The 23,861-nt window shown below is 74.2% G+C and carries 18 protein-coding genes and 1 pseudogene; 6 read left to right on the top strand and 13 right to left on the bottom strand.

Going from position 1 to position 23,861, the window contains the following annotated elements:
- Positions 1-157: 157 nt before the first annotated feature.
- Complete coding sequence (locus BMX97_RS06935) at positions 158-2,008, top strand: ABC transporter ATP-binding protein (RefSeq protein WP_091747225.1); 1,851 nt, start codon at positions 158-160, stop codon at positions 2,006-2,008.
- Between the two features lie 312 nt (positions 2,009-2,320).
- On the opposite strand, the pseudogene BMX97_RS06930 reads toward BMX97_RS06935, so the two are convergent.
- The 3 genes and pseudogenes from BMX97_RS06930 to BMX97_RS06920 form a co-directional block, all read right to left on the bottom strand.
- Positions 2,321-4,644: pseudogene (locus tag BMX97_RS06930) on the bottom strand (TonB-dependent receptor).
- A gap of 57 nt (positions 4,645-4,701) precedes the next feature.
- Positions 4,702-6,102, bottom strand: a complete 1,401-nt coding sequence (locus BMX97_RS06925; protein WP_091747222.1) for a PepSY-associated TM helix domain-containing protein — start codon at positions 6,100-6,102, stop codon at positions 4,702-4,704.
- Positions 6,103-6,147: 45 nt separating this feature from the next.
- A complete protein-coding gene (locus BMX97_RS06920; RefSeq protein ID WP_091747219.1) occupies positions 6,148-6,510 on the bottom strand; it encodes a hypothetical protein in 363 nt (120 codons plus the stop codon).
- Positions 6,511-6,904: 394 nt separating this feature from the next.
- Between BMX97_RS06920 and BMX97_RS06915 the strand changes: the two genes are divergently transcribed.
- Positions 6,905-7,402, top strand: coding sequence for a hypothetical protein (locus BMX97_RS06915; protein WP_091747216.1), 498 nt, complete (start codon positions 6,905-6,907; stop codon positions 7,400-7,402).
- Positions 7,403-7,843: 441 nt separating this feature from the next.
- On the opposite strand, the gene BMX97_RS06910 is transcribed toward BMX97_RS06915, so the two are convergent.
- Positions 7,844-8,791, bottom strand: a complete 948-nt coding sequence (locus BMX97_RS06910; protein WP_091747212.1) for a 2-hydroxyacid dehydrogenase — start codon at positions 8,789-8,791, stop codon at positions 7,844-7,846.
- Between the two features lie 13 nt (positions 8,792-8,804).
- The gene (locus BMX97_RS06905) at positions 8,805-10,016 is read right to left on the bottom strand and encodes a pyridoxal phosphate-dependent aminotransferase (protein ID WP_091747209.1); all 1,212 of its coding nucleotides are present in this window, start codon (positions 10,014-10,016) and stop codon (positions 8,805-8,807) included.
- Positions 10,017-10,259: 243 nt separating this feature from the next.
- On the opposite strand from BMX97_RS06905, the gene BMX97_RS06900 reads away from it, so the two are divergent.
- Positions 10,260-11,075, top strand: a complete 816-nt coding sequence (locus tag BMX97_RS06900; RefSeq protein WP_244538312.1) for an alpha/beta hydrolase — start codon at positions 10,260-10,262, stop codon at positions 11,073-11,075.
- 257 nt (positions 11,076-11,332) lie between these two features.
- On the opposite strand, the gene BMX97_RS06895 is transcribed toward BMX97_RS06900, so the two are convergent.
- The 3 genes from BMX97_RS06895 to BMX97_RS06885 form a co-directional block, all read right to left on the bottom strand.
- Positions 11,333-12,787, bottom strand: a complete 1,455-nt coding sequence (locus BMX97_RS06895) for a heme biosynthesis protein HemY (RefSeq protein ID WP_091747206.1) — start codon at positions 12,785-12,787, stop codon at positions 11,333-11,335.
- 119 nt (positions 12,788-12,906) lie between these two features.
- Positions 12,907-15,162 carry a COG4223 family protein gene (locus BMX97_RS34150; protein ID WP_091747202.1) on the bottom strand — a complete coding sequence of 752 codons (2,256 nt, stop codon included), beginning with the start codon at positions 15,160-15,162 and terminating at the stop codon, positions 12,907-12,909.
- Positions 15,163-15,284: 122 nt separating this feature from the next.
- Complete coding sequence (locus BMX97_RS06885) at positions 15,285-16,040, bottom strand: uroporphyrinogen-III synthase (protein WP_091747932.1); 756 nt, start codon at positions 16,038-16,040, stop codon at positions 15,285-15,287.
- Between the two features lie 202 nt (positions 16,041-16,242).
- Here BMX97_RS06885 and tsaD point away from each other — a divergent pair, with 202 nt between their 5' ends.
- Genes tsaD through BMX97_RS06870 form a run of 3 tightly spaced genes read left to right on the top strand, consistent with a single transcriptional unit; the run spans position 16,243 to position 19,177 of the window.
- Positions 16,243-17,304 carry a tRNA (adenosine(37)-N6)-threonylcarbamoyltransferase complex transferase subunit TsaD gene (tsaD, locus tag BMX97_RS06880; protein WP_091747199.1) on the top strand — a complete coding sequence of 354 codons (1,062 nt, stop codon included), beginning with the start codon at positions 16,243-16,245 and terminating at the stop codon, positions 17,302-17,304.
- The gene (locus BMX97_RS06875) at positions 17,301-18,185 is read left to right on the top strand and encodes a GNAT family N-acetyltransferase (protein WP_091747196.1); all 885 of its coding nucleotides are present in this window, start codon (positions 17,301-17,303) and stop codon (positions 18,183-18,185) included. The genes tsaD and BMX97_RS06875 overlap by 4 nt, the downstream gene beginning before the upstream one ends.
- A complete protein-coding gene (locus tag BMX97_RS06870) occupies positions 18,182-19,177 on the top strand; it encodes an NAD(P)H-dependent glycerol-3-phosphate dehydrogenase (protein WP_091747193.1) in 996 nt (331 codons plus the stop codon). Before BMX97_RS06875 ends, BMX97_RS06870 begins: the two co-directional genes overlap by 4 nt.
- A gap of 461 nt (positions 19,178-19,638) precedes the next feature.
- On the opposite strand, the gene BMX97_RS06865 is transcribed toward BMX97_RS06870, so the two are convergent.
- From BMX97_RS06865 to BMX97_RS06845, 5 genes are read right to left on the bottom strand one after another with little or no spacing between them, the layout of a single operon-like run.
- Positions 19,639-20,436, bottom strand: coding sequence for an IclR family transcriptional regulator (locus BMX97_RS06865; RefSeq protein ID WP_091747189.1), 798 nt, complete (start codon positions 20,434-20,436; stop codon positions 19,639-19,641).
- 8 nt (positions 20,437-20,444) lie between these two features.
- Complete coding sequence (locus BMX97_RS06860; protein ID WP_091747186.1) at positions 20,445-21,179, bottom strand: ABC transporter ATP-binding protein; 735 nt, start codon at positions 21,177-21,179, stop codon at positions 20,445-20,447.
- Positions 21,180-21,181: 2 nt separating this feature from the next.
- A complete protein-coding gene (locus BMX97_RS06855) occupies positions 21,182-21,952 on the bottom strand; it encodes an ABC transporter ATP-binding protein (protein WP_091747183.1) in 771 nt (256 codons plus the stop codon).
- A complete protein-coding gene (locus BMX97_RS06850; protein WP_091747180.1) occupies positions 21,949-23,001 on the bottom strand; it encodes a branched-chain amino acid ABC transporter permease in 1,053 nt (350 codons plus the stop codon). The genes BMX97_RS06855 and BMX97_RS06850 overlap by 4 nt, the downstream gene beginning before the upstream one ends.
- Complete coding sequence (locus tag BMX97_RS06845; RefSeq protein ID WP_091747177.1) at positions 23,001-23,861, bottom strand: branched-chain amino acid ABC transporter permease; 861 nt, start codon at positions 23,859-23,861, stop codon at positions 23,001-23,003. Before BMX97_RS06845 ends, BMX97_RS06850 begins: the two co-directional genes overlap by 1 nt.

Here is a 23,861-nt window from a genome sequence, read left to right as displayed (position 1 = left end):
GTATGTCTGCCACGGTGCAGCATACGGAGCTGCTTCGCAGCACATTTTTTGCTGAATCCCGGATCTCCTTCCACTTCGTTCCAGTCGTCCGGGAAAGGGGGAGCGTATGTAAAGGCTCGACCCCGTCTTTCGACCGAAACCCATTGAGGGGACACCCATGACCACCCCGATCCTCTCGGTCCAGGACCTCACCGTCGCGTTCCGCTCCGAGCAGGCCTGGCGCCCGGTGGTGCACGGCGTCTCGTTCGACATCGGCCCCAAGGAGACGGTCGCCTTGGTGGGCGAATCGGGCTCGGGCAAGAGCGTCACGGCGATGTCGATCATGCGGCTCACGCCGCGCGACGCGACCCGCACCGGCGGCCGGGTGCTGCTCGAAGGCCGCGACCTCCTGCGCCTGCCGGATGCCGAGATGCGGCGCATCCGCGGCGACGACGTCGCGATGATCTTCCAGGAGCCGATGACGAGCCTGAACCCGGTGCTCACCGTCGGCTTCCAGATCGGCGAGGCGCTGCGGCTCCACCGCGGCATGTCGCATGGGGAGGCCGAGGCCGAGACCGTGCGGCTGTTCGACAAGGTCCGCATCCCGGCCGCCGCCTCGCGGGTGCACGACTACCCGCATCGCTTCTCCGGCGGCATGCGCCAGCGGGTGATGATCGCGATGGCGCTCGCCTGCCGGCCCAAGCTCCTCATCGCCGACGAGCCGACGACGGCGCTCGACGTGACGATCCAGGCCCAGATCCTCGACCTCATCAAGCTCCTCCAGGAGGAGGAAGGGATGTCGGTCCTGTTCATCACCCACGACATGGGGGTGGTGGCCGAGATCGCCGACCGCACCGTGGTGATGGTCGACGGCCGCGCCGTCGAGACCGGCGCCACCGAGCAGATCTTCCGCCGCCCGGCCCATCCCTACAGCCGGGCGCTGCTTGCCGCCGTGCCCCGCCTCGGGGCGATGCAGGGTACCACCCGGCCGGCCCGGTTCGAGATCGTCGATCGCGCCACCGGCGAGCCCGAGGCGGCGCTCCCCCTCCCCAACACCGTGCGCGAGGGCGAGCGCCCGGTGCTGGAGGTGAAGGGGCTCACCACCCGCTTCGACATCCGCGGCGGCCTGCTCTCGCGGGTGCGCGGCCGGGTCCACGCGGTTGAAAACGTCTCCTTCGCGGTGCGGGCGGGCGAGACCCTGGCCCTCGTCGGCGAATCGGGCTGCGGCAAGTCCACCACCGGCCGCTCGGTGCTGCGGCTGATCGAGCCGGTCGCCGGCTCGGTCCTCCTCGACGGCGAGGACGTGCTCGGCCTGTCGCCGTCCGCCCTGCGGGCCTGCCGCCGGCGGATGCAGATGATCTTCCAGGATCCCTTCGCCAGCCTCGACCCGCGGATGAGCGTCGGCGCCGCCATCGCCGAGCCGCTGCTGATCAACCGGTTGTGCTCGCGTTCGGAAGCGCGTGCGCGCGCCGCCGATCTGCTGCGCCGGGTCGGCCTCAAGCCCGAGATGGCGGGCCGCTACCCGCACGAATTCTCCGGCGGCCAGCGCCAGCGCATCTGCATCGCCCGCACGCTGGCGCTGGAACCCCGGCTGATCGTGGCCGACGAATCGGTCTCGGCCCTCGACGTCTCGGTGAAGGCGCAGGTGGTGAACCTGATGCTCGACCTGCAGGCCTCCCTGGGGCTGGCCTACCTGTTCATCTCGCACGACATGGCGGTGGTGGAGCGGGTGAGCCACCGGGTCGCCGTGATGTATCTCGGCGAGATCGTCGAGATCGGCCCCCGGGCGGCGATTTTCGGCGCCCCCCAGCACCCCTACACGAAGAAGCTGATGGCCGCCGTGCCGGTGCCCGATCCGGGCCGGCGCCGCCAGCTCCACGCCGTGCGCAGCGACGAGATCAAGAGCCCGATCCGCCCGGTCGACTACGTGCCGCCCGAGCGGATCTACCGCGAGGTCTCGCCCGGCCACGTCGTGCAGGTCTGGGGCCCCGAATGGGACGCCCCGGGCGCCATGGCGGCGGTGGCCTGACGCCCGCTCGACGGGTCGCGACAGGTCGCGATACCGTTCGGCGAGCCGCGGCGATCTCCCCTTTCCCGGACGACTGGAGCGCCAGCGGAAGGAGATCCGGGAACCAGGGGAGGAAGGACCGCGAAGCGGTTCTGCAGTCTGCAACCTTGCAGTGAGCCGGTCGCTTCGCGGCTTCTCATGCTGGATCCCGGATCTCCTTCCGCTGACGCTTCAGTCGTCCGGGAAAGGGCGGGGCCTACTATCATCCGTCAGTCGCCAATGCACGGTTGCGCCTCCCCGCCTCCGACAGGAGCGACGCAATCGGGTGCCGCCCTAAAAGGCCAGCTTCATCCCGCCGACGACGCTACGCGGCGCGCCGGCGAAGATCGAGCCGGTGGTGGTGGCGAGCACCCCCGCCCCGTTCTGCAGCCCGGTCGTCGCGCTGATCGAGTTCGCCAGCGGCTGGGCCGAGGCGATGTACGCCGTGTCGAGGATGTTGCGCACCTCGACGTAGAGGCTGAGGCGCTTGGCGTAGGACCCGACGAGATCGGTGTCGTAGTGGACGTTGGCGTTGAGGAGCGCGTAGCCCGGCGCCTTCAGCTGGTTGGCGTTGTCGAGGAAGAAGCCGTCCTGGTAGACGGCCTCGACGAAGGCGCCGAGACCCCTCAGCGGACCCGTCGGCTGGTCGTAGCCGATCCGGGCGAGGAGCTGGTGGGCCGGCACCCCGGGGATCAGGCGCCCGGCCCGGTCGAACCGCGCCGTCAGGCTGCCGGCGCTCAGCTGCTCGACGTAGCGGGTGTAGAACTGGTCGTTCAGGCCGTAGGCCGCGGTCGCCCGCCAGCCGGGCGAGAACGCCCATTCGGCCCCCGCCTCGATGCCGCGATGCTCGGAGGCCGGGGCGTTGAAGGTGTAGCTCAGGAGCCCCGCCCCCGGCGATTGGGTGACGAGCTCGTTGCGGAAGAACTCGTAGAAGCCGGTCAGGCTGAGGCGCAGCTCCGGCAGCGGCGACCAGTCGACCCCGAGATCGATGCCGAGGTTGGTCTGGGTGCGCAGGTCGGTGTTGTTGCCCGGCACGCCGGCCGGGGTGACGAAGAGCTGGCTCGCCGCCGGGGTGGCGTAGCCGGTGGCGACCCGCCCGCGGAATGCCAGGGTGTCGTCGGGCCGGTAGACCAGCGCCAGTTCCGGCGCGACGTTGAGGAAGCTGCGGTCGATGTCGGCCGCCATCCGGGTCGTGCCGGCGGCCGAGTAGGCGTAGGTCAGGGTGCGGCCCGTGAGCCAGGTGTTCTCGGCCGAGACGCCGAGCACGCCGGTCCACCGCTCCGACAGCGCGACCTCGGCCCGCGCCCGGCCGCCGAGATTCGACTGCGCCGCCTCCTGGTTGCTCGCGAGCGCGCCGAGGCGCGGCCCGAGATAGGGCGCCCGGTTGAACAGCGAGATGTGGTTGTCGATGGCGCTGTAGGAGAGCGCCGCGTAGCCCACCACCGGCAGGCCGAACACGTCGCCGCGATGGGTGATGTCCGACAGGACGTTGTAGGACGGATAGCTGCCGCGCGAGGAGGTCGTGTAGAACGGCTGGTTGAAGTTGCGCTCGTCGAAGCCGACCTGCGTGCGCCAGGTCGTGTTTGCGTCGATGTCGTGCTCCCAGCGTGCCGCGATGATCGTGCGCCGGTCGTTGCGGCCGAAGGCGCCCTCGGAGGGCGTCACCGGCACGGTGGCGCCGAAGGCGCCGTTCTGCAGGAGGTTGACGGTGGTGCAGCCCGGCGCCGCCGTGGCGGCGCTGGCGCAGCCGCACTGGTAGGGGTTGATCCGGTACTGCGCCAGGGACGAGCGGGCGGGAAGGTCGGCCTCGAGCGTGTTGTTGATCACCTTGAGGGTGAAGCGGTTGTCCGGCTGGGGGTGTAGCTCGCCAGGAGGTTCACCGTCTGGGTGTCGGCGCCGGCATGGTCCTGGTAGCCGTTGCTGCGGAAATCGCTGGCGAACAGGCTGACCTCGTAGGGCCCGCTCACGCCCCCGACCGTGAAGTACCGGCTCAGCGTGCCGAAGCTGCCGGCATCGACCCCGACCTCGTAGCCGTCGATCTCGCGCCCGGTGCGGGTGCGGAACGCGATCGCCCCGCCGGTGGCGTAGTTGCCGAACAGGGGCGATTGCGGCCCGCGGAAGACGTCGATGCGCGAATAGGCCCGCGGATCGGTGATGTCGAAGCGCGAGGCGCCGTCGGGCTGGGTGACGACGAAGCCGTCCTCCAGGACCACCATGTTCTTGATCACGCCGGTCGAGCGGGCGTTGTTGCCGCGGATCGACACCACCACGTCGCGGGGACCGTTGCCCTGGCGCACGGTGACGCCGGGGCTGTTGACGAGCACCTGCGCGACGCTGGTCGCCGGCCGGTTGGCGATCACGTCCTGCCGGCCGATGGCAGTCACGACCTCGCCGACCGGGCGCTCGATCACGCTCGGGGCGGAGCCCGGCGGCGCCGCGACCCCGAAGGCCGGCCTCGCGACCTGACCGGGGATCGGCGCCGCGCCGGCGACCGAGATCTCGTCGAGGGCGATGGTTTCCTGGGCGGCGGCGGCGCGGGAATGGGCGGCCGCCGGGACGGCGGCGAGCAGGAGGGCGAGCGCGCGGGGGCGCAGGCCGGCACCGGGACGGTACGGCATGGATGGGATCTCGAAGAAACGGGTGCGGGAGCGCGGCGCGGTCGCGCCGGCGTCGGATCAGGCGGCGGCGGGATGCCGGAGGGTGCGGCGCAGGCCCGCGAGCGCGGCGTCGAGGACGATCATCGCCAGGATCGCCAGCCCGGTGAGGGGGAAGACGATCCCGAGCGCGACGACGATCCCGGTGACACCGGTGACGACACGGCGATTCCCGGGCCAGGGTGGCACGCCGAGGCGCCCGGCGGGCCGGCGCTTCCACCACATCACCGCGGCGCTCACCGCGAGCAGGAGCGTGGCGAGGCAGAAGGCCAGCATCAGGAGCTGGTTGGCCCGCCCGGCGAACTCGCCCTTGTGCAGCCCGATCCCGTACTGGATGCCCCGCCCGACGAGGCCGATATCGTCGAAGCGCACGTCGACCAGCGGCTTGCCGCTATACTGGTCGAGGGTGATCATCCGCTGGCGCGTGACGTCGCGGGGATAGGCGGCGGCCGCGTAGACCCCGGTCGGGCCTTCCGGCAGGGCGAGCTCGTAGCCCGCCGGCATCCCGAGCCCGGTCACGATCTCGGTCGCCCGGTCGATGCCGATCGGGACCCCGTCCTGTGCAGGGGAGCGCGGCAGCGGCGCATCCTCCAGCGCCCAGCCGGTCGTGTCGAGGACCTCGCCCATCGGCACCGTCGAGACCGGCACCCCGGCCCAGAGCGCATCGGGCTGGCCGAGCCCGGCCCGGTTCGAGATCGCCCGGACCTGGTCGCCCCACAGGATCGACCACGGCAGGCCGGTCGCGGCGAGGAAGAGCAGGCCCGCCCCGGCGACGAAGCCCGTGACCGCGTGCAGGTCGCGCCACCACACCCGCCGCCGCGGCGTGCCGCGCACGCTGACGACCCCGCCGCCCTGCCCGCGCGGCCACCACAGGTAGATCCCGCTCAGGACCAGGATCACCGCGAAGCCGGCCACGACCTCGATCAGCGCGTTCGCCACCGGACCGAAATACGCGAGGCTGTGCAGCCGGCGCACCACCATCATCGCCTCGGCGTCGCGCGCCACCCGGTCGAGCACCGCGCCGTCATAGGGGTCGAGGTAGACGAGCGTCCTGCCCTGCGGCCCGGCCATCGTGACGACCGCCGCCCGGTCGGGGGCGTCCGGGCTCGCATAGGTCTTGGGGGCGGCATCCGGCACCGCCTCGGCGGCGATGAAGACCAGCCGCTCGGGCGAGAGCGGCGGCGTCGCCCGCACCGCCACCACCGTTCGGTAGGCGAACAGCGTGCGGTTGATCTCGTCCTTGAACAGGTAGACCGAGCCGGTGACCGACAGGAGGATCAGGAACGGCAGGCAGAGGAGGCCGGCGTAGAAGTGCCAGCGCCAGACCGCGCGATGGAGCGCGTCGCGCAGGGGCGCGCCCGGACGAGGCACGCCGCGCGCGGGCGCGCGCTCCGTGACCGGGGCGGCGGAGGAAACGGACATGGGGCGGGAATCCGGACAGGCTGAGAATCGATGACGACGGATCGATCAGGCCTGCGGCGGTCCCCTCGGGCTTACGGCGCGGTCGGGCGGGGCCCGGACCGGATTCTCGTCGGCGGCGGGCGGGACGCGGACGGGCGGAGGCGGGCCGTCCCAGGCGAACCCGAAGGCCAGCAGGACCGGGGCCGCGAGGGCGACGTGGTGGGCCGCGACGCAGCAGGCCAGGGCGCAATGCGCCGCCGTCTGCGGGCCGCCGTGGCCCGCCTCGTGCTGGCAAATCACGGCCCCCGGGGCGGCCACGGCCGGGGTCGGGGCGAGCGCGCCGAGCAGGACGTGCAGGCACAGCGCGTAGAGCGCGACCACCGCGATGGTCGCGCGGACGATCGACCGTTGCGGCGAAAACCTGCGCATGATCGTCGGTTAGGCCCTGCAGCCCCGGGGCGTCAATGGCGAAGGTCGGGCCGGGCGTGGATTTCGGGATGCGGGGGCGTGCCGGTCGGGGCCGGCGTCGGCGTACGCCTTCCGGCGCGGCAGGATTTCCGGAGTTTCGGGCGCCGTGCCCTCCCAATCCGGCGCCTTCACCGTCACGGGATCCCGGTTTCCGAGCGCCGCCGAGGTGCCGTTCATCAGTCGTTGGGGCACGATTGGTCCGCTCGTGATCGATCCAGGTCTACCGATCGAAGCGCCTTCCCTTGCGGCTCTTGGATATAACAACTCTCGATATTAATCCAGGATTAACCATAATCTGCGACGCTTCCGGGCATCATCGCGGGGCGACCCGGCTTGGGACGACGGGACGGACGTCATGGGGATCGATTTCTTCGCCAGCGAACGCGCCGCGCGGCGGGGCGACTTCGAGAACGGCGCGGTGCCGGAACTCCATCCGCACCTCGCGATCCTCGTCCGGTCGGTCGTCGAGCGAACCGCGCGGGACGGCCTCTCGCCGGTCGATGCCGGCGCCCCGCCCCGGGACTGGGACCGGCTGATCGCCCATGTGCGGGCCGCGGCCGACGAGGCCGAGGCGACCGAGGCGGAGATCCGGCGACGCCAGGCCCAGGCCCGGAGCCTGCTGCGCAGCGCCCATAGAAGGCTCGACGAGGCGCGGCTCCACATCGCGGCGGCCGAGGACCGGGCGCGGGCAGCCCAGAGCCGCGCCACCGCCCTGATCGCGGCGGCCGAGGAGCGGGCGCACCAGGCCGAGGACGCGGCTCGCAGCGCCCTGGCTTGGCTGCAGCGCACGAACCGCCCCGAGACGGCCGCTTGCGCCTCCCCGCCGGTCCTCCGGGCCCGTCGCCCCGGCTGAGCCGACGAGGCGTCGGCCTGCCACGCATCGCGCGGCACGGCAGGGTGTGGCGTTCACCAGGATCGCCGACGCGCCAACCCTCCTCCGCTGCGGGGAGGAATGGAGCCCGCGTCGACAGGGGCCGGGCCGGGACGAAGTCCCGCAAAAGGGGGCGGCGCGACGCTGATCCAGGTCGCGCCCGCCAAAACGGTTCGATCTTATCCGGAAGCGGCATCCCCTCTCCCGGCGCCTGCTGACGCAGGAGCCACCCTCCCCCGCAGAGGGGGGAGGGACTAACCTGCGCCACTTTTCCCCGACAGCCCTGTCGCAGAGGGGAGAGGGTTGATGCACGGGGGTCGCCGCGGCCGCGGCCATGCAGCGTCCCGTGTCACGTGTTGTGGGCAGGCCGACTTCTCGTCCGCCCGAACCATCGTCTCGTCGCAGATCTTGCGCGCAGGCCGCTTAGTACCCCCGCGCCACGTCGACCGCCGCCGGGATCCGCCCGGTCGCCCGATAGGCCCGCACGTTGCCAGCGACGACCGCCGCGGCGCTGCCCGGGGTGGTCGGCCCCGAGATGTGCGGCAGGACGGTCACGCCCGGATGGCGCCACAGCGCCGAATCCGGCGGCAGCGGCTCGACCGGGAAGACGTCCAGCACCGCGTGCGAAACCCGGCCCGCATCGAGGGCGGCGATCAGCGCCTCGGTCTCGACGATCGCCCCGCGGCCGAAATTGATCAGTCCCGCCCCGGGCTTCATCGCCGCGAGGCGCCCGGCATCGAGGAGGCCGCGCGTCTCCTCGGTGAGCGGCAGCAGGCAGACGACGATGTCGCTCGCCGCGAGCAGGCCGGTCAGTCCGTCCGGCCCGGAGAATGCCGTCACGCCCGTCGGCACCGCCTTGGGCGCCCGGCTCCAGGCCGCGACACGGAACCCCGCCTCGACCAGCCGTTCCGCCGCCGCGCTCCCCAGCGCCCCGAAGCCGAGGAGCCCGACCCCGACCTCGCCCGGCGGCCGGTAGGGCAGCTGGCGCCAGGTCTCGGCCTCCTGCTGGCGCCGGTAGGCCGGCATGTCGCGCTGGAGGTAGTAGGTCCAGGCCAGCACCGCCTCCGCCATGGTGCGGGCGAGTTCGGGATCGATGAGCCGCACTATCGGCGCGCTCCCGGTCCCGAGGTCGCGCACCAGGCGCTCGACCCCGGCCCACAGGCTATGGATCCAGGCGAGGTTCGGCAGTTGCGCCACCTCGGCCGGGTCGGGATTGGCCACCACGGCGATCCGCACCGCCGCGCGCTCGTCCGGCGTCAGGGTGCGGAACGGCCGGAAGGTTTCTTCGGGAAGAGCGGCCGCGAGGGCGGCGAGGAACTCGGCTTCCTCGTCGGGATCGAGGTTGCCCAGGAAGGCGATCGGTTCGGACATCGGGGGGCCTCCGTCAGCGGCCGAGGACGGCCGAGAGCCGGGCCACCGCCTCCCGGGCGAGGCCGGGGCTGATGGCGAAGCACAGGCGGATGAAGCCCTCGCCCTCCGGGCCGAAGGCGGTGCCGGGCGCCACGCCGACCTTGGCCTCCGCCAGGAGCCGGAACGCGATGGCGAGGCTGGTCTCGTCCGGCCGCGGGGTGCCGGGACCCGCGACCCGGGCCATCAGGTAGAAGGCGCCCTCCGGGACCGACACGGTGACGCCGGGCAGCCGCGACAGCCCCTCGACCAGGATCTCGCGGCTCTCGGCGCAGCGGCCGACCATCTGGCGGATGAAGCCGTCGCCCTCCTCGAGCGCCGTGACGGCGGCGTGCTGGATGAAGGTCGGGATCGAGGTGGTGTTGTACTGGCCGAGCTTGGCGAAGGTGGGGGCGAGGCCGCGCGGGGCGATCAGCCAGCCGGCGCGCCACCCGGTCATCGCCCAGTTCTTCGAGAAGGTGTTGGTGACGATCAGCCGGTCGTCCTCGGTGCAGATCTGCAGGAAGGACGGCGCGATGGCGTTGCCGTAGGCGAAGTGGGCGTAGACCTCGTCGGCGACGATCCACAGCCCCCGCGCCCGGGCGAGGTCGCGAAGGGCCTTCATCTCGTCGAGCGGCATGATCCAGCCGGTCGGGTTCGAGGGCGAGTTGACCACGACGGCGCGGGTGCGCGGGGTGAGGGCGGCCTCGATGTCGGCGAGCGGCAGGGCGAAGCGCCCGTCCGCTTGCACCCGGTACGGCACCGTCACCGGCACGCCGCCGGTGATGCGCACGGCCTCGGCCAGGTTCGGCCAGGCCGGCGAGGGAATGACGATCTCGTCGCCGGGCTCCAGCAGCGCCTGGGCCGCCTGCATGATGGCGTTCATGCCGCCGGCCGTCACGGCGAAGCGCTCCGCCGGCACGTCCACGCCCCAGTGCCGGGCGTGGTAGGCGCTCAGCGCCTCGCGCAGGCGCGGCAGGCCGAGCGAGGTGGCGTAGCGGGTGTGCCCGGCCAGCATCGCCCTGTGGGCGGCCTCGACGATGAAGGGCGGCGTCGGCAAATCCCCTTCGCCGATCCACAGCTTGACCACCTCGGGGTCGTCCCGGCCCCGGTCGGCGACGAGGCCGATCTGGCTCGTGCCGATGCCCTGCATCCGCGGCGACAGGGTACCGGCGAGGTCCGGCGGGGTGGCGGTCTCCGCATGGGTCATCGGCGGCTCGGGCCCTCGTGTGGTCTGGCAGGCGTCTCGGGGATACCTCCATAGCACCGGCGCGGCGGCGCGCGAGCCGCGCCCGGCGCATACGTCGCGCCGCTCTCGCCCCGGCGCCGGCGCCGGGGGCGTCCGCCGCGGGTGTCTTCCGCCGCGGATCTCCTGTCCGTGGAGATCGCCTGTGGACCTCGGCCGTTCCGCCGCTACAACGCTTTCAAGAACGAACAACGGAGGAAGCACAGCGTGGCGGTCAATCGCAGAACGGCCCTGGCGGGCGTCTCCCTGGCGGCGGCGGCCCTCGCGCCGGGCGGCGCCCGGGCACAGGGGACGGCTCCCCAGGCCGACGCTCCCAAGACCTACGTCCTCGTCCACGGCGCCTATGGCGGCGGCTGGATCTGGCGCGACGTGGCGGCGGGCCTTCGCGGCCGCGGGCACCGGGTCTTCACGCCGACGCAGACCGGGCTCGGCGAGCGCAGCCACCTGCTGTCGCGCCAGATCACGGTCGACACCCACATCGACGACGTGGCGAGCGTCTTCGCCTTCGAGGACCTGCGCGACGTCGTGCTGGTCGGGCATTCCTACGGCGGCATGGCGGTGACCGGCGTCGCCGACCGCCTGACCGACCGCATCCGCCACGTCGTCTACCTCGACGCGCTGATCCCGGAGAACGGCGACACGGCCTTCACGATCCTGCCCGCCGGCATGGCCGAGACACGGCGAAAGGTGGCGCAGGAGCAGGGGGCGGGCGTGGCCCTGCCGGTGCCCGGCCCGGATGCCTTTCCGATTCCGGCGGGGCCGGCCAAGGACTGGTTCATGCAGCGGCTGCGGCCGCACCCTATCGGCACCTACGAGAGCCCGGTGCGCCTCGCGAAACCCGCCGGCGCCGGCCTGCCGGTGACCTACGTCGCCTACACCAGCCCGGCGCTCTCCGCGATCGAGCCGAGCCGGCAGCGGGCCAAGGCCAAGTCCGGCTGGACCTACCGCGAACTGGCGGTGCCGCACGACGTCGAGGTGCCGAACCCCGAGACGGTCGTCGAGCTCCTGGCGGGGATCGGCTAGAGAGCGTCACGATCGCGTTGCAATCGCGAAGCTCTCTAGATCTTTGATTTTACGCATTTTCTTCGACGAACCGGTATCCACTTCGTCGGACAATGCTCTATGGCCGCTGGCCCTCCCCTCGCGTTGAGGGTCCCCACGGGGGCCGGCGGGAGGGAGGTCTCGCCCGGTCCGTCGACCGGGCGGTCCTCCGCGTCACAATGAGGGGCATCCGGACGCCCTCGCCCGGATGCGAACGGGCGCGAATCCCGCGGGCGCGGTCAGCGCCCCGGACCGACCACTTCCGGCATCGTCACCGGTACCGCCACCACCGCCGGGCCCGAGGCGCCGGAGGCCAGGGTGTTGATCGTGCCGGTCTTCGGCGCCGTGGCGGTCGCGCTGGCCGCGCCGGGCGCGGCTTCGTGGGCGGGGCCCGCGGACGGGCGGCCGAGCAGGTCCGGCGGGGTCTGCCACACGAAGGCGTCGAGGCGGCCGCTCACCGGGGAGACCGGGGCCCAGCGGTCGGTGACCAGGCCGTCGGCGCACCAGGCCGGATCGCGGGCGGCACGGGCCGCGCGGGCCTGCCACTCGCGGGCCTTGCCGGAGGACGCGCCGTGCTCGGCCTCCTCGATCTCGGCCATCGTCTCGTAGGCGCGCGCGGTCGGCTGGTCGGCGAGCAGCGGGCTGAGCACGTCGCGGGCCCGGGCGAACTCGCGGGCGTCGAGCGCCGCGCGGGCGATGGCGAAGCGCGATTCCGGATGCCAGGACGAGATCCGGGCCAGCGTCTCGGCGCGGGCGAGGCGGTCGCGGCTCGAATCGCCGGTGCGCAGGTCGAGATAGACCCGGGCGAGGTCCGGGTGCGGGCCTGCGCGCCAGGCCGCCTCGACCACCCGGGCGCCGCGCTTGAGGTCGCCGCGGCGGGCGAAGAGGCGTCCGGCGAGGGCGGCGGCCGGCACCAGGTCGGGGGCGAGCTTCACCGCCTCGCGGGCCTGGGCGAGCGCGCGCTCGGGGTCGCCGGCCTCGAGGTCGAGGGCGCTGGCGGTCAGCAGCACGGCGCGCTGGCGGCGCATCGCCGCCTTGTCGGAGAGGCCGAGCGCGGCGCGGCGCGACACGGTGTCGAGGGCGCCGGACCAGTCGCGGTCGGCGCACTGGCTCTCCATCACGGCCTCGTTGGCCCAGGTGACGCTCGGGGCGAGTCGCGACGCCTCGATGGCGTAGGCGCGGGCCGTGGCCTCGTCGTCCTGGCGCCGGGCCTCGACGAACAGGCCGCGCAGGCCGAGCACCCGGGTCTCGGGATCGTCGACCATGCGCTGGAAGGCGCGCTCGGCCCCGGCGCGGTCGCCCGAGATCTGGGCGGCCTGGGCGGTCAGCAGCAGGGCGAGCGGCTCGTTGCCGAGCAGGCGCTCGGCCTCGCCGGCGTGGCGGCGCGCCGCCACCGGATCGCCGGAACCCACCGCCACCATGCCGCGCGAGAGCGCGTTGTAGCCGCGGGCCTGGCGCCGGCGCCGGCTCGACAGGGTCAGCCGCTCGGGCAGGTTCAGGATGCCGCGGGCGAAGGCCCAGATGAAGCCGAGCACCACGGCGAGCACCATGACGCCGACGAGGGCCGCCGCCAGGCTGGTCGCCAGCTCGTAGCCGCCCCAGGTCACGGTGACCACGCCGGGCCGGTCGGCGAGCCAGACCGCCCCGTAGGCGGCGACGGCGAGTAGTGCCAAGAAGGCGAGTGCGCGCCACATCGGTCCATCAACTCCAGAAAGCCGCGCTGCCGCACCGGGCGCGCGAGGGGGCGTCGATCGAGCCCCGGGAGGTTGCTTCCCGCGGCCGCCCGGGCAGGCGGCCGCACTGCGTCAGGTGGTCAGCGGGTCGCCGGACCCTGGATCGCCGCGAAGGCGGCGGCGAGCCGGGCCCGCGCGGCCTCGCCGGCGGCGGCCCGGGCCTTCAGGCGCTGGCCGACATCGCCGGCCTCCTGGCGGGTCTGCTCCGGCAAGGCGTCGAAGGCCTTGGCGGCCTCCGCCACCGCGCCGCGGGCGAGCGCGTCCTGGACCTTGGCCACGCCGGCCTCGGTCGGGTCGGCGGGGGTGCTCGCCGCCGGGGCCGCGCCCTCGCTGCCGACCTTGCGCACCGAGACGATCGACTCGGCCATGCTGGTCAGCCGGTCGGTGATGCTGCCGCGCTCCGCCACCGCCTTCTGCCGGGCGGTGAGCGCCGCGGCGTTCAGCTTGGCGGCGACGGGCTGGAAGCTCTGGGCAAGCGAGGCCGCGGTCGGAGCGCCGCTCTGGGCGAAAGGCTCGAGGGGCGCGAGCGCCCCGGCCTGGCCGGGATCGAGCTGCTTGAGGGTGGCGAGCGCGTCGGCATAGGGCGCCCCGGAGGCGAGCGCGCTGGCGATGCGGTCGGCGGCGACGACCCGCAGGGCCGCCTGGACGGTGCCGGCCTCGGCCCGGCCCTCGACCGACTTCGCCAGGTCGGCGAGGCGCAGGTCGACGGTCTTGGTGCGGGCGTCGAGCGCCTGCTGCAGCCCCTCGGCCCGCTGGTCGGCGGCCTTGGCCCAGGTGTCGAGGGCCTGGCGCAGCTCGTCGATGCGCTGGCCCAGCGCCTTGTCGGCCTGCTCCTCGGCGGCCGTGCGGGTGCCGAGATCGGCCTGGAGCGCCTTCAGGCCCTTGTCGAGCCCGTCCAGGCGCCCGCGCAGGTCGGCGCCGTCGTTCCGGCCCTGGAGCGCCGTCACCGTCTGGGCGAGGCCGTCGACGCGCTGGCGCAGGCCGGCATCGCCGCCGCTGCGGCCCTGGAGGTCGGCGAGCTGCTTCTCGATGCCCTGGAGGCGGGCCGGATCGATGCCGGCCGCCGGCGCGGACGTCGCGGGGGCCTGAGCCGCAGGAGCCTGGGTTGCAGGAGCCGCCTGTCCGGCGGGCGCGGCCTCGGCCTTGCGCAGGGCCTCGTCGGCGCGCTGGCTCGCGGCCTTGGCGGCGGCGTCGGCCGCGCGCACCGCGTCGGGCAGCGGCCGCAGCGTCTGCTCGACCGAGCCGATGCGCCGGTCGAGGGCCTGGACGCTGTCGCGCGGCGCGAGATCGGCGAGGCGCTGCTCGAGCGGCACCGCGTCCTGCGCCTGCGGGGCGGCGGGCTTCGGCAGGTTGATGCCGTAGGCCGGGCCGTAGGTGGTGGCGCCGTAGAGGAGGCCCGCGCCGACCACGCCGCCGAGCAGCGAGGCCGCGAGCAGCGAGCCGAAGCCCGCACCCGACCGGGCCTGCGGGGCGACGACCGGGGTCGTCGTCGTGGCCCTGGGCGGATCCTTCGGGGCGTCCTTCGGTAGCACGGTCGTACCGGCGGCGGGACCGGCCTGCGGCCCGGTCTTCGGCACCGTGGAGAGGCGCGCACCGGTGGCGCCGGTCGCCCCCGCGGGGTTCGGGCCGGAGCCGACCGCGGCCGCGCCCGTCGTCGCGCCGGTGCCGGCGGCCGGGGATTTCACGTCCGTCGCCAAGGGCTTGAGGCCGGGCGCCCCGGTCGGCCCGGTGCCGGGCTTCGCGTCGCCGACCTTGAGCGGGCCGCTGCCGGGGCCGGTGACGACCGGGGTCGCGGTGCCGGGCTTCGCGGGTCCGCCGGTCGGCGACGAGGCCGTGGGTCCGGTCGATCCCGTCGAGCCGGTGGCGCCCGTCGAGCCGGTGGCGCCGGTCGGGCCGGTGGCGCTGGTCGGGCCGGGCTTGGCCTCGACCGTCCTGGCGGCCTCGCCCGGCTTCGCGGCGGCCGATCCCGTGGCCCCGGTCGGGCCGGAGGATCCGGTCGACCCCGTCGGGCCCGTCCCTCCGCCGAACGGCTTCGCCGTCGGGCCGGACGTGCCGGCGGCCGCGGCCTGGCCGGTCGCCCCGGTCGCGCCCGGCTTCACCTCGGCGGCCTTCGTCGGCTCGCCGGGGCGTCCGGCGGCAGCGGCAGGCGAGGCCGGCTTGCCAGGCTCCGACTTGCCCGGCTCCGACTTGACCGGGTCGGGCTTGCCCGGCTCGGCCTTCGGCGCGTCGGCGACGCGGGTGGCCTTCAGGTCGATGATCGGCCCATCCGCCGGGTTGCCGCCGCGCCCGCCGGGACGGTTGCGGGAATCCTTCTGGTCCTTGTCGGATGGGTTCACGGCGAAAGATCCTCACCTGTGGGTCGGGCCGGGAGCCCGCCGCGAAGGCGGGCCCGTCGGCTCGGCTGGAGCGCGTCCGCGGGGCAGGATCCCGCCCGGGCCGCGCGCTGGTTCATCGTCCCTTAGCATCGCTCCCGGCCTGGGCGAAGGGCCGGCGACGCCTCCGCGTCACAGTCCGGGTGGACGGCGGCGAGCCCGGCCATCAGGGCGTCCTCGTCGGGCCGTGCCGCGACGACATGGGACAGGATGCCGGCCGCGACCAGGGGCACGGCCACGTCCGCCGACAGGCAATGGTGCAAGAGGCGCCGAAACTCCCCCTCGCGCCCCGCCGCCCGGGCGAGGCCCAGCGCCGTCGCGGCACTGCGCCGCGAGTAGTGCAGGACCGCGTCGAGGCCGCCCTCGGCGAGCGCCGCCGTCACCGCCTCGGGCAGGGCTGGCAGGGGCGTCGCCGCGTAGGCGACCCAGACGGTCAGGCGGAAGCCGCGCCGCCCCAGCGTCGCGGCCGGCTCGTCCTTGCGCTCGCGCCCGGCGGCGTGGAGGAGGCGCGCGCCCGGCGGCAGGGCGCGGCCGATCAGCCCGGCGAGCGCCGCGGCCTCGCCCCCGGCCTCGTGCACCGGCCCGAGCCCCGCCGCCCGGGCGGCTGCCGCGGTGCGCGCGCCGACGCAATAGGCCGGGAGTGCCGCGAACCGCGTGCCCGCCACCGGCGCCACCGCGCTCGCGCTCGTCAGCACAAGGGCGTCGAAGGCGCCGTCGGGCGGCGGGGCGCCGCTGGCGGCGAGGTCGAGGACCGGGGCGAGGAGTGGCCGGTGGCCGAGGGCGGCGACGCGCTCGGCCGTGCGCCGGCCGGCCGGCAGCGGCCGCGCGACCCAGACCCGCAGGGCGGTCCCGCCTTCCCTCGGCCCCGTCACGCGACCCTCCCCTTCCCGCCTCCCCTGCCCGCCTCCGGCCCGCGCGGCCGTAGACCGATCGCACCGTCGTTGCGATCGCCCCTTGGCCGGCCCCGCGCCGGCGGGTTATCTGGTGGCACCATACCGGCCGCCGCGCGGCGTGCCAGCCCCCTCGCGAGACCACCCCCACGCCATGAACGTCCTCGGGATCGAGACCACCTGCGACGAGACCGCGGCCGCGATCGTGGCGGTGGAGGAGGATGGACGCGCCGTCATCCGCTCCAACGAGGTGCTGAGCCAGATCGCCGAGCACGCCGCCTATGGCGGGGTGGTGCCGGAGATCGCCGCCCGCGCCCATGTCGAGGTGCTCGACCGCCTGGTCGCCCGGGCCCTCGACACCGCTTCCCTGCGCCTCGCCGACCTCGACGGGATCGCGGTGGCGGCGGGGCCGGGGCTGATCGGCGGCGTGCTCGTCGGCCTCGTCACCGGCAAGACCCTGGCGCTGGTCGCGAGGAAGCCCCTCGTCGCGGTCAACCATCTCGAGGCGCACGCGCTGACGGCCCGGCTGACCGACAACCTCGCCTTCCCCTACCTTCTCCTGCTCGCCTCCGGCGGCCACACCCAGCTCGTCGCCGTGAAGGGCGTCGGCGACTACGTGCGGCTGGGCGGTACCATCGACGACGCGATCGGCGAGGCCTTCGACAAGGTGGCCAAGCTCCTGGGCCTCGGCTATCCGGGCGGCCCCGAGGTCGAGCGCGCCGCCGAGAGCGGCGACCCCGAGCGCTTCGCCCTGCCGCGCCCGATGCTCGGCCGGCGCGAGCCGAACTTTTCCCTCTCGGGCCTCAAGACCGCCCTGCGGATCGAGGCCGAGCGGATCGCGCCGCTCACCAACCAGGACGTCGCCGATCTCTGCGCCGGCTTCCAGGCGGCGGTGGTCGACGTGGTGGTCGACCGGGTGCGGGTCGCTTTGCGCGATTTCGGCAGTGTCGCCGGGCATCCGACCGCGCTCGTCGCCGCCGGCGGCGTCGCGGCGAACGGGGCCCTGCGCCGGGCCCTCACCCACCAGGCGGGCGAGGCCGGCCTGCCCCTCGTCGCCCCGCCCCTGCCGCTGTGCGGCGACAACGGCGCGATGATCGCCTGGGCGGGGATCGAGCGCCTGCGCCTCGGCCTCACCGACGACATCACGGCGCCGGCCCGCCCGCGCTGGCCCTTCGCGCAGGCCCGGTCCGACGCCCCATCCCCCGCGGCCGGATGAACCCCGCCGACGCCGAGGTGCAGAGGCGCCGCTGGCGGGCCCTGGTCGACGAGCGCCTGCCCGAGGCGGCGAGCGGCCGACCGGACTGGCCGGTCTCGCGCAACCATTGCTTCGCCCGCATCCTGCTCGACAACGCCTGCGGCGGGCCCTGGCGCGAGAGCGTGGCGCCGCCCGCCTGGGCCAACATGCCGCCCGAGCGCCTCGATGTCGCCCTGGCGCTCGGCGAGGCGGTGCTGGAGGGCCGGCAGGACCTCGCGGTGCTCAACCACCGCTCGCTGCTGTGGCGGCGCAAGCGCCCGGTGCCCAAGCCCCCCGCCAGCCTGCCCGGCGACGGGTTCGCGCTGCGGCGCTGGCGGCTTGCCGACGACGCGCCCTTCGCGGCGCTCTGCGCCGACCCCGCGGTGATGCGGTTCTTCCCCGCGGCGAAGACCGCGCGGGAGAGCCAGACCGAGGCGCGGGCGCTCGCGCGGCGCTTCGACGAGGACGGATTCGGTCCCTGGGCGGTCGAGGCGCCGGAGGGCTTCGTCGGCTTCGTCGGCTGCTGGCGCCCGGCCCGGCCGCTGCCGCTCGGCGCGCTCCTCGGCCGCGAGACCGGCCTCGTCGAGATCGGCTGGCGCCTCGCCCGTCCGGCCTGGGGCCGGGGCTTCGCGATCCGCGGCGCGCGGCTCGCCCTCGCCGACGCCTTCGCCCGCTGCGCCCTGCCGGAGATCGTCGCCTATACCGCCGACCTCAACGCGCCGTCCTGGCGGGTGATGGAGCGCCTCGGCATGGCGGCGGTCGGCGGGTTCGACCACCCGGCCCTGCCCGAGGGCCACCCGCTGCGGCCCCACCGCCTCTACCGGCTGGCGGCGGCGGATTTTCTCGCCGGAGACGCAGCATGAACACCATCGGGCCGGTCGCGGTCCTGGGCGGCGGCGCCTGGGGCACGGCGCTCGCCAATGCGGCGGCAGCCTCCGCGCCGCGGCGGGTGACGCTCTGGATGCGCGACGCGGGGGCCGCCGCCGCCATGGCCGGCACGCGCGAGAATGCCCGCCACCTGCCCGGGGTGCCGCTCCATCCGGGCGTCGTCCCCACGGCCGACCCGACGACGCTCGCCGAGGCCGAGGCGGTGCTGGTGGTGACGCCGGCCCAGACCCTGCGCGGGGTGCTGACGGCCTTGCGCCCGCATCTCGCACCCGGCGCCGCCCTGATCCTGTGCGCCAAGGGCATCGAGCGCGGCACCGACGCCTTCATGACCGACGTGGCGGCGCAGGCCGCGCCCGGGGCCAGCCTCGCGGTCCTCTCGGGTCCGAGCTTCGCGGCGGACGTCGCCCGCGGGCTGCCCACCGCCGTGACGCTCGCGAGCCGGGACGGGCCGCTCGCGGCCGCGCTCGCCGCCGCCCTGTCGGGCCCGACCTTCCGGGTCTATCACGGCAACGATCCGCGCGGCGTCGAGATCGGTGGGGCGGCCAAGAACGTGCTCGCCATCGCCTGCGGGGCGGCGATCGGGCGCGGCCTCGGCGAGAGCGCCCGCGCCGCCCTCGTCGCCCGCAGCTTCGCCGAACTGATGCGCTTTGCCCGCGCCTGGGGCGCCCGGCCCGAGACCCTGATGGGTCTGTCGGGCCTCGGCGACCTCGTGCTCTCGGCGGCCTCGGCGCAGTCGCGCAACTTCGCCTTCGGCGAGCGCCTCGGGCGCGGCGCGAGCCTCGAGGAGGCCGCCGGCGGCAAGCTCGCCGAGGGCGCGCTGACCGCCTCCGGGCTGGTGGCGCTCGCCCGGCGCCGCGAGGTCGAGATGCCGGTGGCCGAGGCGGTGGCCGGTCTGGTCGCCGGCACGCTGCAGCTCGACGACGCCATCGGCGGCCTGCTCAGCCGGCCGCTGCGCGCGGAGGTGTGATCCGATATCCGTCTGATTGGATCGGCTTGCCTGGCCGCACCGGAACGCGTGATCGAGCACCCGTGCGCGACCCTGAGCGACCGGCCCGACGTCATCAGGTCGCGCGCAAGCGTCCAGGGGCTTCCCGAACCGGCCAAGCCAAAACACAAGCCGAACCGACCACCCGGCAACCGTAGCGCAAGCCTTCGCGGTCACAGTCGCGAGGGGATTTTTCTATCCTGCTATCCACCTTATCCTGAGGTGCGAACGCAGCGAGCCTCGAAAGAGGGATCCAGTGACTTCGGGGATGTCTGGAGCCCTCCTTCGAGGTGAGCCGATCCTTGATCGCGTGCGATCTCCGATCACGGACGTCATCGTCGGCCGACGCGAGACAGGCGACGACATCTCCGGAGAGCGGCAGCCACGCCACGTACGAGACGGCGGGCGATCATGAGAACGGCGTGGACCGGTCGGGGGCACCTCTACCGGCCGATGCCGGATCCGTCGACGCGCTCGCGCTCCATGAGGTCGGCCTCGCGTCGCAGCGCGTCGGCCAGCGCCACCTCCCGCGACTTTACGCGGGTGGACAACGCCGCGATGCTGAGCGCGGCCACCGGCCGGCCGGAGGCGTCCCGAACCTGCACGCCGATGGCCCCCATCGTGTCGACCACCCGGTCCAGCAGCACGACGTAGCCGCGCGCCCGCGAGGCCTGGACGGCGTCCCGGATCTCGGGCAACCCGAGCCGCGGATAAGGCCCGAGCCGCTGGGCGACGATGCCGAGGATCGCGTCGATCTCGCGGTCGGGCAGCCAGGCGAGGAGCGCCATCGATCCTGCACCCACCCCGAGGGGGCGGCGGCTGCCGATGTCGAGGTAGTTGGCCCGGATCGGGTAGGAGCCGACCTCGCGGTCGATGCAGACCGCCTCGACGCCGCTGCGCACCGAGAGCAGAACGGTGTCGCCCGACATCTCGGCCAGGCGCATCAGGCTCGGCCGGGCAAGGGTCCGCAGGTCGTCGGGCCGTCCGCGGCTCGCCGCGAGCGCGGTCAGTTCGGGGCCGGGGCGCCAGCGCCGCCCGTCGGACGCCCGGGCGGCGAAGCCCTCCTGGGCGAGCGTGTCGAGGATCCGCAGGGCCGTGACCTTGTTGAGCCCGGTCTCGGCCGTGATCTCGGTGAGCCGCCGCGGCGTCGCGGCGGCGAGCGCGCGCATCACCGCGCAGACCTTCTGCACGGCATTGGGCTCGCCGGGCGCGGAGGGCTTGCCCGGGGGCTCGTCGGGCATGCGACCGCTCACGCCGCCTCGGTCCCGCCGAGATAGATCCGGCGCAGGAGGGCGCTGTCCTGCAGCGCCTCGGCGCTCCCCTCCCCGGCGATGGCCCCGGCATCGAGGAGATAGCCGTGGCCGGCGTGGCGCAGGGCTTTCTCGACGAGTTGCTCCACGAGGAGGATGGCCGTTCCGGCGCGGGCGAGGCGGGCCGCCACGTCGAGGATGCGGTCGACCACGATCGGGGCGAGCCCCCCGGAGGGCTCGTCGAGGATCAGGAGGCGCGGACCGGCGATCAGGCCCTGAGCGACCGCCAGGATCTGCTGCTGGCCGCCGCTCAGGCGCGACGCCTGCTGGTGGCGGCGCTCGGCCAGTTCGGGGAAGTCGGCGTAGATGCGCTCCAGGGTCTCCCGCGAGGCGCCGTTGCGCCCCGCATAGGTCCCGACGCGCAGGTTGTCCTCGACGCTGAGCGTGGTGAAGACCCGGTGGCCTTCGAGCACCTGGACCAGGCCGGCCCGCACGATGTCGCCCGGGCTCGCCCGGGTGATGTCGGCGCCCGCGAAGCGCACGCGGCCGCGCTGCTTGGGGATCAGGCCCGAGAGGGCGTGCAGGATCGTGCTCTTGCCCGCGCCGTTGCGCCCGAGCACGACCACGAACTCGCCCTCGTGCACGGCGAGGCTCACCCCGTGCACGACGTGCGCCTTGCCGTAGGCGACGTGGAGATCCTCGACCTCCAGGAGGACTGCACCGGTACGGGACATCGTCAGGCTCCCAGATAGACGCGGACCACCTCGGCGTCGCCGCGGACCTCGTCGGGGCGACCGTGCTTGATCAGGCGGCCGCGGTCCAGGGCGGTGACGCGGTCGCAGACGCGGAACACGAAGTCGGTGTGATGCTCGACGAGGAGGATGCCGACGCCGCTCTCCCGGATCGCCCCGAGGATGGCGGCGAGATGGCCGATCTCGGCGCCGGTGAGGCCGCCGGCCGGCTCGTCGAGGAGGAGGAAGCGCGGGCGCAACGCCAGCGCCCGGGCGATCTCGAGGAAACGCTGCTCGGCGTGCTCCAAAAGGCTCGCGCGCCGGCCGATCGCGTGGCCGAGCCCGATGCCGTGGACGAGGTCCGCGGCGTGGGCGCGGATCGCGCGCTCCTCGCGCCGCGCCGCCGGCCAGGCGAGCGCCGCCGCGAGGAAGCCCGAGCGCACCTCGCGCCAGGCGCCCAGCATCGCGTTGTCGAGCACGCTGAGGGAGGGAAGCAGCCGCGGCTTCTGGAAGGTGCGGGCGATGCCGAGCCGCGGCCGGTTCTGCACCGAGCGCCGAGCGAGCGAGTCGCCGTCGAGCTGCACGTCCCCGCCGTCCGGGCGGTAATAGCCGGACAGGAGGTTGAGGAGCGTGGTCTTGCCCGAGCCGTTGGGGCCGATCAGCCCGTGGATCTCCCCCGGGCGCAGGTCGAGGGTGACGCGATCGAGGGCGGTGACGCCGCCGAAGCGCTTGGTGATCGCCCGCGCGACGAGGGCGTCGGTGGCGTGCGCGCTCATGGCAGGGCCTCCCGGGCCAGCGGCGCCGGCGCGATCGCGTCCGGCTCGCGGGGCGACGCGCCGAGCGCCCGGCGCAGGCGGGCGAGATCGGGCCGGACCTCGTGGCTGCCATGGGGCTCGGGCCGCAGGCGGCTCGCGAGGGTGGCGACGAGGCGGCCGATGCCGTCGGGCACCAGCAGCACCACGACCAGGAGGGCGAGGCCGTAGAAGAAGTTGCCGAGCCGGGCGAGCGGCGCCACCATCTCGGGCAGGGCGGTCAGCATGGCGGTGCCGATCAACGGTCCTAGGATGCTGCCGCGCCCGCCGATGATGATGCAGACGAAGAAGAACAGGCCGATGTCGAACACGAACGTGTCCGGCGTGATGTAGGTCTGGAGCGCGGCAAACAGCGCGCCTGCGACCCCGGCGGTGATCCCCGAGAACACGAACACCGTGAGCTTGGCCCGGAACAGGTTGACGCCGACCGTGGCGGCCGCGACCTCGCTGTCGCGCACCGCGATCAGGGCGCGCCCCCACATCGACCGCGCGACGCTCCAGGTCATGGCGGTGACGACGGCACCGAGCGCGAGGATGAGGGCATACTGGCCCCGCGGCGTGTCGAAGGGCGCCGGGAAGCCCGGCACCGACAGGCCGGTGCCGCCGCCGGTGAGGCCGCCCCAGGCGAGGGACAACTCGCCGACGATCAGCGCGAAGGCCATCGTCACCATGGCGAAGTAGAAGCCCGGCAACCGCAGGGACGGCAGCCCGAGGAGGAGGCCGCCGAGGCCCCCGAGCGCGCCGCAGAGCGGCAGCGCCAGGAAGGGATCGAGGCCGATCGTGCCGGCGAGGATGGCAAAGCCGTAGGCGCCGACGGCGAGGAGCCCGACATGCCCGATCGAGAGCTGGCCGGCAAAGCCCACCACGAGGTTGAGGCCCGCGACCAGGACCCAGTAGGCGCCGATCAGGGAGGCGAGGTGCACCTGGTAGAGGTCGCCCGACCAGGCCGGCACGGAGGCGAGCGCGAGGACGGCGAGGAGCGTCAGGCCGACGCGGAGGCTGGGGTGGGACATCAGACAGGCCTCACCCGCTTGTTCCCGAGAAGCCCCTCGGGCCGCAGCAGCAGGACCAGCATCAGCAGCCCGACCGCGATCGTCTGCTGGTACTCGCCGCCGAACCAGTAGGTCGCGAAGGCCGAGAGCAGCCCGAGCCCGGCCCCACCGACCAGCGCCCCGAGGTTGCTGCCGAGCCCGCCGACCGCCAGCGCGATGAAGCCGTTGAGGGTCAGCGACAGGCCGAGCGCGAAATACGCGAAGGTGAGCTGGCCGGCCGCGAAGCCCGCGAGCCCGCCGAGCCCACCGGCCAGCAGGTAGGAGGTCAGGCGCACCCGGTCGGTCGGGATGCCGCGGGCACGCGCCGCGAACGCGTCCTCCGAGGTGGCCTGGAACAGCTTGCCCCACAGGGTCAGGCGCGTGAAGGCTTCGAGCCCGGCCGTCATGGCGAGGACCGCGACCACCGGCAGCCAGTACTTCTGGTCGAGGAGCCCGGCGGAAAAATCCTGTGGGATCACCCGCGGGAAGGGACGCGGTTCGGTGCCCCACCACAGCCCGACCGCCTGTTGCAGCATGGTGGCGAGCGCCAGGGTGGAGAGGAGCCAGAGATGCTCGTCGGAGCGCGCCAGAACCCGGCGCACGCCGACGATCTCGGTGACGGCGCCGGCCGCCGCGCCGGCCAGCACGGCGCCTGCGAGACCGAGCACCCCGGGCAGCCCGAGGCCGGCGATGAGCCAGGCGCCGACCACCCCGCCCAGCATGCAGAGGTGCCCCGTCGTGACGCTCAGCACGCGCGAGGTCGAGTACATCACGTTGTAGGCGAGCGCCGTCGCCGCGTAGACGGCGCCGATGGCGAGGCCCGAGACGATCACGGCCAGCAT

It is taken from the genome of Methylobacterium sp. ap11 (assembly GCF_900110515.1).
Taxonomy (GTDB): domain Bacteria; phylum Pseudomonadota; class Alphaproteobacteria; order Rhizobiales; family Beijerinckiaceae; genus Methylobacterium; species Methylobacterium ajmalii.
Note: the sequence above shows the minus strand (reverse complement) of the source record. Positions and strands in the feature narration are given on the sequence as shown.

What these genes read in the sequence shown, in the direction of transcription:
- tsaD (WP_091747199.1), top strand. Translation starts at nt 16,243, where the DNA reads ATGAACGTCCTCGGGATCGAGACCACCTGCGACGAGACCGCGGCCGCG.
- BMX97_RS06860 (WP_091747186.1), bottom strand. Translation starts at nt 21,179, where the DNA reads ATGTCCCGTACCGGTGCAGTCCTCCTGGAGGTCGAGGATCTCCACGTC.
- BMX97_RS06865 (WP_091747189.1), bottom strand. Translation starts at nt 20,436, where the DNA reads ATGCCCGACGAGCCCCCGGGCAAGCCCTCCGCGCCCGGCGAGCCCAAT.
- BMX97_RS06845 (WP_091747177.1), bottom strand. Translation starts at nt 23,861, where the DNA reads ATGCTGGCCGTGATCGTCTCGGGCCTCGCCATCGGCGCCGTCTACGCG.
- BMX97_RS06935 (WP_091747225.1), top strand. Translation starts at nt 158, where the DNA reads ATGACCACCCCGATCCTCTCGGTCCAGGACCTCACCGTCGCGTTCCGC.
- BMX97_RS06925 (WP_091747222.1), bottom strand. Translation starts at nt 6,102, where the DNA reads ATGTCCGTTTCCTCCGCCGCCCCGGTCACGGAGCGCGCGCCCGCGCGC.
- BMX97_RS06850 (WP_091747180.1), bottom strand. Translation starts at nt 23,001, where the DNA reads ATGTCCCACCCCAGCCTCCGCGTCGGCCTGACGCTCCTCGCCGTCCTC.
- BMX97_RS06920 (WP_091747219.1), bottom strand. Translation starts at nt 6,510, where the DNA reads ATGCGCAGGTTTTCGCCGCAACGGTCGATCGTCCGCGCGACCATCGCG.
- BMX97_RS06915 (WP_091747216.1), top strand. Translation starts at nt 6,905, where the DNA reads ATGGGGATCGATTTCTTCGCCAGCGAACGCGCCGCGCGGCGGGGCGAC.
- BMX97_RS06910 (WP_091747212.1), bottom strand. Translation starts at nt 8,791, where the DNA reads ATGTCCGAACCGATCGCCTTCCTGGGCAACCTCGATCCCGACGAGGAA.
- BMX97_RS06870 (WP_091747193.1), top strand. Translation starts at nt 18,182, where the DNA reads ATGAACACCATCGGGCCGGTCGCGGTCCTGGGCGGCGGCGCCTGGGGC.
- BMX97_RS06895 (WP_091747206.1), bottom strand. Translation starts at nt 12,787, where the DNA reads ATGTGGCGCGCACTCGCCTTCTTGGCACTACTCGCCGTCGCCGCCTAC.
- BMX97_RS06855 (WP_091747183.1), bottom strand. Translation starts at nt 21,952, where the DNA reads ATGAGCGCGCACGCCACCGACGCCCTCGTCGCGCGGGCGATCACCAAG.
- BMX97_RS06905 (WP_091747209.1), bottom strand. Translation starts at nt 10,016, where the DNA reads ATGACCCATGCGGAGACCGCCACCCCGCCGGACCTCGCCGGTACCCTG.
- BMX97_RS06875 (WP_091747196.1), top strand. Translation starts at nt 17,301, where the DNA reads ATGAACCCCGCCGACGCCGAGGTGCAGAGGCGCCGCTGGCGGGCCCTG.